Source organism: Chryseobacterium sp. ZHDP1 (genome assembly GCF_018603435.1).
Classification (GTDB): domain Bacteria; phylum Bacteroidota; class Bacteroidia; order Flavobacteriales; family Weeksellaceae; genus Chryseobacterium; species Chryseobacterium indicum.
This window is the reverse complement of the sequence record NZ_CP075682.1, coordinates 4,813,368-4,824,893: the sequence shown is the minus strand read 5'-3', so window position 1 is coordinate 4,824,893 and position 11,526 is coordinate 4,813,368. Positions and strand designations below refer to the sequence as shown.

The window sequence follows — 11,526 nt, the reverse complement described above, 5'->3', positions numbered from 1 at the left end:
TTTTAAGATGCGCTAATTTAATAAAATCGTGGTAAAGTAACAGGATTTCTCCTTTTTATTGTAAATGTCTGTACAAAATCATAATGCTTTTCTTAATAGTCTATAATTTTGGTAGACTAATTACTGTATTTGCTGAATAAAATCAGAAAATGCGATTATCACCAGTACAAAAAATTGAAAATATATCATCAGAGGATTTTATCAAAACCTATCTAAAACCTGCAAAGCCAGTAATCTTAAAAGGTTTTGCCGCTCCTGAAAGTCCTGCTTTTGAAAATGGAATTACGAATATTTTAAAGAAATTGCAGGAGACTATAAAGTGAATATCTATGGAAGTGAAATTGAATCTCTGGACAGAATCGCCAGTAAACCAATCGGACAGAGTACTTTTTCAGAATATCTGGATCTCATAACTTCCTCTCCTACCGAACATCGTCTTTTTTTATTCAATTTATTAAGCATTAAACCAGAATTAAAAAATGATATCATTTACAACGATGTTACAAATGGAAAAATTATAAAATGGCTTCCTTTTATGTTTTTCGGAGGTGAAGGTTCGGTTACCCGAAATCATGTGGATATTGATATGTCCCATGTTTTCATAACTCAGTTTCAAGGTATTAAACGAATCTGGCTTTTTCCGTGGGAACAGTCTGATTTACTGTATAAACTGCCTTATAACTTTCATTCCATCACCAATATTAAAGAGCCAGATTTCAAAGAATTTCCGGGACTGAAATACATAAACGGTTATGAAGCTGTTATAAAACCCGGTGAAACGCTTTACATTCCTTCCGGATGGTGGCATTATATTCAGTATGAAACGGAAGGATATTCTGTTTCTGTAAGGGCTCTGCCTTCAAGCTGGCTGGAAAAATGGCGGGTTTTTAAAAACTTAGTGCTGATCCGGAATTTTGATAATGCGATGCGCAATTTATTCAAAGAAAAGTGGTTCGATTTTAAAGTTAGAAAGGCCATAAGAAAAGCCAATCGCGCGATTAAAAAACAAAAAAACTTTCAGATTTAGTGAATTATTAACCTTAAATATATTACTATGGAACTACTTTATTTGATATTTTCCTCAGAAAGATCTTTATATACCTATTTACCCCATTTCATTTAACCATTTTTAAACAAAAAACCTTCAGAAATTCTGAAGGTTTTGACTTTATGCTGTAAAAAATTATTTCTTTAAAAACTTCACATTCTTATCGTTAATTTTAAAAATATACGTTCCCGGAACCAACTCTGAAATGTTGATTGATTTCTCCGGCTGATAAATTCCCTGTCTCACTAATTTACCGTCTGTGAAATAAATCGTAAAATCTGTAGGTTTTGTAATCCCTTTTAAGTTCAGTTCATTTTTAGCAGGATTCGGATATAAAGCAAATTCTTCTTTAATTAAATCTGCTGTTCCCAATGTGTTATCCTGAGTTACCGTAGAATTTCTGTCCAGAATCTGATATTCATAGTTAAATTCCACACTTGCTACAGGAAAACTCACAGTCTGTGTAAAATACTGGTTGTTGGACGTATTGTTTAAAGCAAAATAAGCAACCTGTCCTCCTGTTCCGTTTACTTTGATCGGTAAAGGCATTTCGAAGAAACTTACCGTTGAACTGCTCTGGGTTTGAGATGCTCTGAAAGTAACGGTATTTCCTACCTGCTTCCAACGGATGTCATACGTAGGATACCCCTGTCCGTAAATCCAGTCGTTGAAGAATTCTGTAAAATCCTTTCCGGTAGACGTTAATAAAGACGCATTCAGATCCTGAGTTCTTACATAGTTATAAGCCAAATTCGGTCTGGAATGGTAATCCTGAATTGCCTGATAAAATACGGCATCTCCCAAAATCCATTTCAACATTCTCAGTACATAAGCTCCTTTTGAATAAGACAGTCTGCTGCTGAAAATAGTTCCTACACTGGTAAGATTGGCATCAGCAACATATACACTTCCTGTTGGCGAACCTGTAACAAAGTTTTTCTGAGTCAGCAGATAATTTAAAAAGTCTGTATTTGTCATCAGCAATTTTTCATTCGCCACATGTTCTCCAAAAGTGGCAAAACCTTCATTCAGCCAGATGTCATTCCACGCTCCGCAGGTTACTTTGTCGCCAAACCACTGGTGAGCCAACTCATGGGCAATGAGACCTCTGCTCCATCCCGCCATCGATGACATGGTCTGATGTTCCATTCCTCCCCCCGCCTGAAATTCCATATGCCCGTATTTTTCATTTCGGAAAGGATAAGGCCCGAAGTACGTTTCAAAAGTATTCATCACGGTTTTTGTCCAGTCGATGTTACTCATACTTGTCGTATTGGTAGAAGTTGCCGGAAATATATAATTAATGAACGGAAAAGGAGGATTTCCCATCGTATCCGTAAGTTTCACAAAGTTGGTGATCGAAAGTGCAATTAAATATGCTGCAGTAGGATACTGCGTTCTCCAGAACGTCAGTTTCTGACCATTCCCTAAAATGGTTTCAGACATTGGCTTTCCGTTGGAAGCAACGCTATATTGTGAAGGGGTGGTTACTTTTATATCTACTCTTTCAATTTTATCATTCAGACTTTGCTTGGTTGGAAACCAGTCCTGCGCTCCATAAGGTTCATTTAAAGTAGATAAAACCGCAGTTCCGCCCTGTGTTCCGTTAAAAAAAGCGTTGTTGGTTGATGAAGGCGCTCCTGAATACGTAACTGTTAAAGAATCCAGAACATTCGCCGCAAGAGCAGACTGAAAGTTAATTTTCAGTTCTTTGGTAGACAACTGTTGAAAAGTAAGCGGCGTTCCGTGATACTGCACTCCCGAAACCGTCATCTGATTATCCAGATCAAAATAAATAGAGCTTACACTCTGATTCGGTTTAAAATGAGAAGTGACGGAACCCGAAACATTATACACCGCCGGATTAATGGTAAGATCCAGCCTTTGGTATTGAAGATCGTAATTCAGTGTATTAGGATTCACATTTCCTACAGCCATTTTGTGAGCGAAAGATTTCATCTCCTTTTCCACCATCGCTTTTCTTTCGATATTCTCGTTTTGTGCGCTTAATTGCTGAAAAGCCAGAACACTCAAAACTAAAAAGTAAAACTTTTTCATATTCAATTTAAAATAACATATCAAAGATATAAAAAAACCTTTCAATCATTGATTAAAAGGTTTTGATATTCATTAAATTTTAACAATTTATAAATCTAAAGCTGGTTCGAGAATTTTTTCCATTCTTTTCTTTACCATATCTACAGAGCCTGCATAATTGTTAACCATTAAAGAGAAAACCAATGTTTTTCCGGTATTTGTTTTCATATATCCGGCTAACGTTTTTACTTTGTTCAGCGTTCCTGTTTTTGCAAAAACCTGACCGTTTCCAAGACCGTTGAACATTCTTTTTAATGTTCCGGACTGTCCTCCGATCGGCAATGAATTCAGATACGTTTTGTAATATTTTTCATTCATTAAAGAAGTCAGGAATTTTGCCTGAGCAATCGGCGTTACGTTATTGCTTCTTGAAAGCCCGCTTCCGTCGATATAATTTAATCCAAGCATATCAAATCCTCCGTTTTTAAGATGCTCTGTTACTACTTTTCTTCCGGATTCTGTAGTCTGATCTCCAAGACTCTGAAAACCTACGGTTTTTAACAACGCTTCAGCCAGACCGTTATCGCTGTGCTGATTGGTATAATAAATAATGTCTGCTAAAGTTGGAGATTTGTATACTGAAACGAGCTTTCTAGCTTCAGGATTGGCATCCGTCATTTTTGGAGTCACCTTTCCTGTTACAGAAATTCCACTTTTTACAAGAGTAGTTCTGAAAGAGTTGGCAAGAAAAGCAGGTGCATCGGGTAATTTTGTCGTTAAAATTCCGTCGCCTTCATATTTATCTGCATACACCATCTGATTGTTGTACGGAGAAACGTAGAAAAACTTTTTATCGGTTGAAAAATTGTTTCCTTTCTTTACGATCAGTTTTTCATTGGCAGGATTGATCTCTTTGGTTGTTCCCACCGGCAAATAGTAATTGTTGTTTTCCAACCACACAACATTTTCCGGAAGCTTCGAAATATTGCCTTTGAAAAGCGCTGTCTGGATAATAATATCTCCATTTACCTTTTTGATTCCCTCACGAGAAAGTCCTTCTTTGAAATCTGTAATAATGTCTCTGTAAGCCCAAGCTCCGCCTTTATTGGTTCCTAAAGAAGGATCTCCGCTTCCGACGATGTAAAGATTTCCGTTTAACACTCCGTTTTCATCCACTGTTCCTGAATATTCGAGCTGAGTATTCCAACGATAACTTTCGCCTAGCATGTTCATTGCTGTTTCGGTAGTTAATAATTTCGTTGTGGAGGCTGGAACCAAAGGAGTATTTTCGTTATACGAAGAGATTACTTTCTTCGTTTTCGGGTCGTACACTACGAATCCCCAAGTTGCATTTTTCAGCACAGGATCGGTCATCATAGTGTTTACATTAATGTCTACAAGTTCTTTCGGCGACAAAATAGTTTTTTCCACCATGGAAGTGATGGGAGAAGGTAAGTTTAAACTGCTCTTCTGATTGTCGTAAGCCGGAGAATACAGAACTGTAGAAACGGTAGACTGTGCAAGAAAAAATCCTGAAGCCAGCACCGCAACACCTGAAATATACTTTCTGAAATTTACCATCTATTTTACTTTTGCTATAGTTTGGATGGTTTAAAAATCAACGGGTTAAATTGAAATAGAAAACACCAAACATATAATCAACGATCAAATGTAGAAAATATTGTTGTATGGCAGTTCAGTAGACTATTATAAAAAGAGTATAAAGTTTGTTAAAAATTGTTAAAAATCTACAAAAACGTCTTTTCTGATGCTGTGATACGCAGTAATTTCATCGAATTCTTTCAGACTTGCTAAAACCCTTTTTTTATACTCTTCATACTTTTTCCCTTTGGGAAGTTTCAGCATGATCTGGAACTGATAGAGATTGTTAAGTCGCGCAATCTGAGCTTTTTCCGGACCCAGAACACAATCTTCGGGAAGATATTTTCTAAGGATTGATCCTAAAAACTGGGAAGCACGATTGGCTTTATCCTCTCTCCTGTGTTTCAGCTCAATCATAATAAGCTTTGTAAAAGGCGGATAATGGAATTTCTGGCGTTCCGTTAAAATATATTTGTAGATTTTCGCCGGACTATTCATTTTAATTAACTGAAAAACAGAATGATCCGGATTAAAAGTCTGTATTAAAACTTTTCCTTTTCCGGAAACTCTTCCCGCTCTTCCGGAAACCTGAGTAATGAGTTGATAAGCTCTTTCTTCTGCTCTGAAATCCTGAACATATAATAAGGAATCCGCTTTCGGAATCGCAACCAACTCGATGTGATCAAAATCCAGGCCTTTTGAGATCATCTGTGTCCCGACAACAATGTCTGTCTCTCGGTCTTCAATTTTTTCGTACAGTTTTTCATAGGCAAATTTCTTTCTCATGGAATCTACATCCATTCTGTCCACTTCCTGATCGGGAAATAATTTAGAAACTTCTTCATGGATCTGCTCTACTCCTACTCCTCTTTCATTCAGGTTTTCGGAATGACATTTTGGGCAAACTTTGGGTTTTGAGGCTCTCTGTCCGCAGTAATGACATTTCATTTCATTGGCAGCTTTATGATACGTCATCACCACATCGCAATTGGAACAATAGTTTACGTAACCGCAGGTTTCGCATTCCACAACATTGGCGTAACCACGGCGGTTATGAAGAACGATTGCCTGATTTTTTTCTTCGATAACATTTTTAATCTCGTCAATAAGCTGTAAAGAAAAATTTCCGGATACTTTTTTGGATTCCTGAGCTTCTTTGAAATTAATCAGTTCATATTCAGGAAGATTGACATTTCCAAAGCGTTCTTCCAGAAAAACATATTTCATTTTATCTTTTCTGGCGTTGTAATAGCTTTCTACGGAAGGTGTTGCAGAGCCTAAAATGACTTTTGCTCCATAAAAATTTCCAAAAACCAGTGCCGCATCTTTTGCATTGAAATAAGGAGAAACTTCTCTCGGACGATACGCAGAATCATGTTCTTCATCCACAATAACCAACCCGACATTCTGAAAAGGTAAAAACAAAGAATTTCGTGTTCCTATTAAAACTTTAATATCATTCTGCCTGATTCTTCTCCAGACTTCAACCCGTTCAAAATCTGTAAGTTTCTGATGGTAAAATCCCAATTGTCGACCGTATTTTTTTTCCAGTCTTTGGGTGATCTGTTTGGTTAAAGAAATTTCGGGAAGTAAAAACAGTACATTTTTTCCTTCGCTGATGCATTCTTCAATCTTTTCTAAATAAATATGGGTTTTTCCGGAAGAAGTTACTCCGTGAAGCAGGACATTTTTCCCTTCTTCAAAGGCTTCATCCACTTCATTTTTCGCTTCTTTCTGGGCTTCCGAAAGTTCTTCGATCTGTTCTATTTCACCTTCATAGCTTTCGATGCGGTCTTTCTGCATATAATATTCTTCGACCAGATTTTTATCTGCCAAAGCCTTAAAATGCGAGCTTCCGAAATATCCGTCTTCAAAAAGTTCTGATTTTTTGATGGGCAAATCAGGATTTTCGGTCTGCTTTTCTAAAATATGGAGGAAAAGATCTTTCTGCTTTTGCGCTCTTTTTAAGGATAAAAGTATTTCTGTAAGATTTTGACGCTGTAAAACCTCATCATTGATTTTTACGTAGGCAACTTCTTTCGCTCTGTATTTTTCGGCAATTTTCTCGTCGATTTCAATGTACTGCAAATCGATTAACGAATTGACGGTTTTAATGATATCTTTTTTAGGAATAAAAGCTTCGATGTCAGTTAGATTAATCAACTGCCGTACTTCCAAAGCCTGAATAAGATACATTTCGTTGACATCGAGGTTCTCAAAATCAACTTTTACATTGGGTTTTAGCTTTAAATATGTTTCACTTTCGAGTTTGAGGGACGAAGGAAATGCAAAACGGTAAATTTCTCCCAAACCGCACAAGTAATAGTCGGAAAGCCAGTTCCAGAATTTAATCTGCTCCTGCGGAACAATCGGCTGATCGTCGAGAAGACTGATAACTTCTTTTGCTACAAATGTTTCCGGCGCATTGTTGTGAAGTTCAAAAACAATTCCCGTATAGATTTTTTTGCCGCCAAAAGGAACCAAAACCCTCATTCCTGTCAGAATTCCGGTTTGCAGCTCTTCAGGAACTTTATAGGTGAAAGATCCTTTTAGGTTTAACGGTAAAACAATCTGGGCGTAATTCAAGGGAAAAATTTAAAGTGTAAAATTAATTTTTTCTTTTGTGAACTGCAATTTTTTTGGTGGTGTGTTTTTATGGGATACTTTTTAAGTAGATCATTCAGGAAAAATCTTTGATTGATATGCTTTTTTAAACGCAATGACCGTTAAGATTTTCTTTAAATGATTATGTATATTTTTTCGTTCGCTAAGGCGTTTCACTTAGCGAATGAGATGAAATACTTAAAGCTTATTATCAAAAGGAATTTTTTCGTTTTGAAAGACTCTGAAACATACAAAGTTTTTAAAATCTATCTGTTCAATTGGAGATTGTCTCGTCGTGTTGCTCGTTGCCATGAGTTTTTTTAGCCCGGATTGCAACGGCATCCTTTTGGGTTGCGGGCGGAGCAAGGCGGAGCCCGTAACCCAAAAGATACAGTGAAAAGCCGGAAAAAGCTCCAAAAAAATGTTGAAGGGTTTGAGAGTTTAAGAGTTTAAGAGTTTGAGAAAGTTAAGCTTTAGTTCAATGTAAAGATTTCTAATCAAAATTGATTTTAACCGAAATTCAGCATACGTTTTGGCTAAATTGTTACTTATCTTTTTGTATAGTTTTTACATTAAAAACAATAGTTGCCATTATCCACTAAAGAAGTAATCGATAATGTAAAACCAGACTGCAGAAGTGAAAAACGCCGCAATAATACTGAAGCCGATCGTTAAATTGGTAAGTTTTGTATTTAATCGGTACTGCTCCGCAATAATGCTTGAGGTAACGACTGTAGGCATTGCTGATTCGAAGATGGTAATTCTGGCAATATTTCCTTTTATTCCGAGTAAAAGTGCTAATCCGAGCGTTATTGCCGGAGCCAGAATAAGTTTGTAAAACATGGAAACGGACATTTGGGGAATCAGTTTTTTCCAGCCATTGAATTTCAGTTGTAATCCGACTGAAAATAAAGCTAAAGGACTAACTGTGGCTGCTAATTTATCGAAAAAAGGTTCTGCGGAAGTGAAATCGACGAATTGAGACAAAACTAATGCAGCAATACAGCCAATTAAAGGTGGAAATGTAATGAGTCTTTTCAGAATAAATGCCGCGCTGATCTTTCCGGATTTGCTTCCGCCTTTTAAAGCCGCAATAATTCCTAATGTTGAAAGTGCAAAAAACATGGTCTGATCACAGATAATGGCAATGCTCAGTAAGCTTTCTCCGTAAAAAGCCGAAATAAGCGGAAAACCGATAAACGAAGTATTGCTGTAGCCGCTTACAAGTTCCAGAGTGCTTCGGGAACGCCGTGAATAACCTTTACTTTTGCTGTAAAACATCATAAAGAAAAAGCAGAAAACCGCTGTAAGAAAAGTCGCCACCACAGGAAACAGCATTTCTGCCGACCAGTGAACTTTCGGTAAATATTTGAATGAAACCGCCGGAAGCGCAAGATAGAGAATCCAGGTGTTGATTCCTTTATGTGCATCGGGATGGATGGATTTTGTTGCTTTGAAAACCATTCCCGCGATAATGCACACTGCAATCAGAACAAAATTTACCATAGTTTTGAATTATTGTGCAAATTTACGGTTGATTTCTTTTTAATGGAGATATCTGAAGATTTTTTAATCGCTTATTTTCCATTATCAAAAAACTTTATTTTTGTCATTCTGACGAAGGAAGAATCTCTACGAAAATATTATAAATTCTTCATTCCGCTTCTTAACTTTGTTCGTAAACTTTCAGTATATGTTTAGAATGGTAACTATATATAAATTTAATTCATTGTATCAAACAAGCTCATTACCTCTATTTTCTCCAATGGTTTTGAAAGGATAATTCTTTTGGCTGTTTTTGGAAGAAGATCGAAAAAATTATCGCTGAAATGGGTATCTCCCATCAGATAAACGTCTTTTGCCAAAACATCTGTAGAAATTTCAATTTCAGTGGCAGATATTTTCCTGATTTTAAGTGCAGGTTTTGTTAATTTTAAATCTTTGGGCTTTGCGAAGAAATAGTTGCTTTCGGCAATTATCTTTCCGTTGGTATCTTTTAAAGTCAATTTTAAAAACGTTTCATTTCTATTGGAATCAGAAACCAGATTTTGAATTTCGATCGGATCGAATGGTACAATTTCTTCCAGTGTTTTTCCATTGGGAACTGTTGTTATTTCGTCTAAAACTTTCCCTTGAAAATTAACGATCTCTATTTCCACAAAAACATCATCAAATTTTCGTGTCTGATCATTAATGGCATAAAAAGTAAGTATTCCTTCTTTTTCTGCCATTAAAATCACCTGATTTTCAAAGCTCCTTTTCACCTGATAATGCAATGCTTTCCAGTTTCCTGAATAATCTATGGAAGACCACGAAACAACAGGCCAACAATCGTTCAGTTGCCAGTATAAAGTTCCCATATTATAAGGTTTTGCTCTGCGGTGTGCTTCAATGGCAATCTGCATTCCACGAGCCTGAAGCAACTGCGAAACATAATTATACTTCACAAAATCTGTCGGAACTTTATAATCACGCTTCATGTAATTTTCAATAATTTCCCAGCCTCTGGAATGTTTTTCATGAGCTTTTATGGTTCCATTTTGTAAGCTTAAATCAGGATTTCCCGAAAACATAGATTTTGTAGTTTCCAATGTCGGCATTCCCTGAAAACCATATTCCGAAGCAAAACGCGGAACTTTTTCATTGCATATTTCAAACGTCTGTTCTCCCCACCAAACGCCCCAATAATGGGAATCGCCTTCCGTAAGGCTTTCTTTATGCCCCCATCCGATGGACGGTGAGCTTTCCCAATAGATTTGCTTATCCGAAGACGCATATTTTTGAATGGCATTGGGAATTACTTCATGAAAAATTTTCTTGTAATCTTTCCAAACCTGCAGCGAATCTTCTTTTGAATATTTGAATTGTTTCTGATACCCCCAATTGACAATCGCTTCATCGATTTCGTTATTTCCGCACCACAAAGCCAAAGAAGGATGATTCTGAATCCTTTCGATCTGGTCTTTCACTTCCAATTCTACATTTTTCTGAAAGTTTTCATCGGACGGATAAAAACTTCCTGCAAACATAAAATCCTGCCACACCAAAATTCCATTTTCGTCGCAGGCTTTGTAGAATTCGTCATCTTCATAAATTCCGCCTCCCCAAACGCGGATCATATTCATATTCGCATCCTTACAGGCTTTAATCAACTGCTGATATTTTTCTTTGGTCATTCTCGGAGAAAAACTATCGCCCGGAATCCAATTGGTTCCTTTGGTATACATTGGTTTTCCGTTCACTTTGAAGTAAAATGATTTTCCTTTTTCATCTTTTTCCTGAATTAATTCAACTGTTCTCAGTCCGATTTTTTCAGATTTTTCAGCAATCATTTTTGAATCTTTTTGCAAAGAAACTTTGATATCGTATAAGTTCGGATTTCCCCAACCGTTAGGCTGCCATAATTTCGGATTTTGAATCTGATAAGGAATTGAAATTAAATTCAATCCGGATTTTAAAGAAATATTTTGAGATTTTCCGTTAATTGAAAAAGTGTATTTTCCTTCTTTTTCAGTAAAAATTTCAGCCTGAATGTTTAAATCCGCTTTTTGCTTTGTTAAATTTTTTTGTTCGATTTTTACATGATCAAGTCTTGCAGCATTCCAGAAATTCAACTTAACGTCTTTCCAGATTCCTGCCGTTACTAATCTCGGTCCCCAATCCCAACCGAACTGATATTGCGCTTTTCTCACAAAACTTCTCGGAGATTCCGGCATGATGAAAGGAACTTTTTGGGCTAATTCTTTTCCGACATTTACCGCAGACCTGAATTTTACCTGTAAAACATTCTCACCTTTTTTTAAACTTTGTTTAACCGGAATTGTCCATTTTCTGAACATATTATCTGTCGATTCAATCAATTTTCCATTTAAATAAATTTCAGAAAACGTATCCAATCCATTAAAAATCAATTCAATATTTTGATTTTCTAAATCCTTTGAAGAAATGTTAAATGACGTCTGATAATCCCAGTCTTCATTTTCTATCCATTGTACTTTTTTTTCGTTTTCATCCTTATACGGATCGGGTATAATTTTGTTATTCATCAAATCCAGATGAACAGTTCCCGGAACAGAAGCAGTCAACCAATTATTCTCTTTGGCATTTTTGAATTTCCATTTTTCAGAGGATAAATTGCGCTCTGAAGTTTGTGCATTGGTAAAGATTTGTATGAAAAGGAAAGTAAAAAGTATGGATTTTTTCATTAAGAGATTGATTATTAGTAAAATTCAAAC

Annotated in this window: 7 protein-coding genes; 2 read left to right on the top strand and 5 right to left on the bottom strand. The window is 36.3% G+C overall.

Features of this window, described 5'->3' with window-relative positions:
* The first annotated feature begins 149 nt into the window (after positions 1-149).
* Complete coding sequence (locus KKI44_RS22770) at positions 150-323, top strand: hypothetical protein (protein WP_250902119.1); 174 nt, start codon at positions 150-152, stop codon at positions 321-323.
* Positions 320-1,027, top strand: coding sequence for a cupin-like domain-containing protein (locus KKI44_RS22215; RefSeq protein ID WP_250902118.1), 708 nt, complete (start codon positions 320-322; stop codon positions 1,025-1,027). The genes KKI44_RS22770 and KKI44_RS22215 overlap by 4 nt, the downstream gene beginning before the upstream one ends.
* 156 nt (positions 1,028-1,183) lie before the next feature.
* Here KKI44_RS22215 and KKI44_RS22210 read toward each other — a convergent pair whose 3' ends face one another.
* From KKI44_RS22210 to KKI44_RS22190, 5 genes are all read right to left on the bottom strand, one after another.
* Complete coding sequence (locus KKI44_RS22210; RefSeq protein ID WP_214589186.1) at positions 1,184-3,106, bottom strand: M1 family aminopeptidase; 1,923 nt, start codon at positions 3,104-3,106, stop codon at positions 1,184-1,186.
* A gap of 87 nt (positions 3,107-3,193) precedes the next feature.
* Positions 3,194-4,666 (bottom strand): D-alanyl-D-alanine carboxypeptidase/D-alanyl-D-alanine-endopeptidase, encoded by a 1,473-nt coding sequence (dacB, locus tag KKI44_RS22205; RefSeq protein ID WP_214589185.1) that lies wholly within the window; start codon positions 4,664-4,666, stop codon positions 3,194-3,196.
* A gap of 159 nt (positions 4,667-4,825) precedes the next feature.
* Positions 4,826-7,273 (bottom strand): primosomal protein N', encoded by a 2,448-nt coding sequence (gene priA / locus KKI44_RS22200; RefSeq protein WP_214589184.1) that lies wholly within the window; start codon positions 7,271-7,273, stop codon positions 4,826-4,828.
* Positions 7,274-7,882: 609 nt separating this feature from the next.
* Positions 7,883-8,797 carry an AEC family transporter gene (locus tag KKI44_RS22195; protein WP_214589183.1) on the bottom strand — a complete coding sequence of 305 codons (915 nt, stop codon included), beginning with the start codon at positions 8,795-8,797 and terminating at the stop codon, positions 7,883-7,885.
* A 215-nt stretch (positions 8,798-9,012) separates the two neighbouring features.
* Entirely contained in the window at positions 9,013-11,496 is a 2,484-nt protein-coding gene (locus KKI44_RS22190; protein ID WP_214589182.1) for a beta-mannosidase, read from the bottom strand.
* Positions 11,497-11,526: the final 30 nt, after the last annotated feature.

What these genes read in the sequence shown, in the direction of transcription:
- KKI44_RS22195 (WP_214589183.1), bottom strand. Translation starts at nt 8,797, where the DNA reads ATGGTAAATTTTGTTCTGATTGCAGTGTGCATTATCGCGGGAATGGTT.
- KKI44_RS22770 (WP_250902119.1), top strand. Translation starts at nt 150, where the DNA reads ATGCGATTATCACCAGTACAAAAAATTGAAAATATATCATCAGAGGAT.
- dacB (WP_214589185.1), bottom strand. Translation starts at nt 4,666, where the DNA reads ATGGTAAATTTCAGAAAGTATATTTCAGGTGTTGCGGTGCTGGCTTCA.
- KKI44_RS22190 (WP_214589182.1), bottom strand. Translation starts at nt 11,496, where the DNA reads ATGAAAAAATCCATACTTTTTACTTTCCTTTTCATACAAATCTTTACC.
- KKI44_RS22210 (WP_214589186.1), bottom strand. Translation starts at nt 3,106, where the DNA reads ATGAAAAAGTTTTACTTTTTAGTTTTGAGTGTTCTGGCTTTTCAGCAA.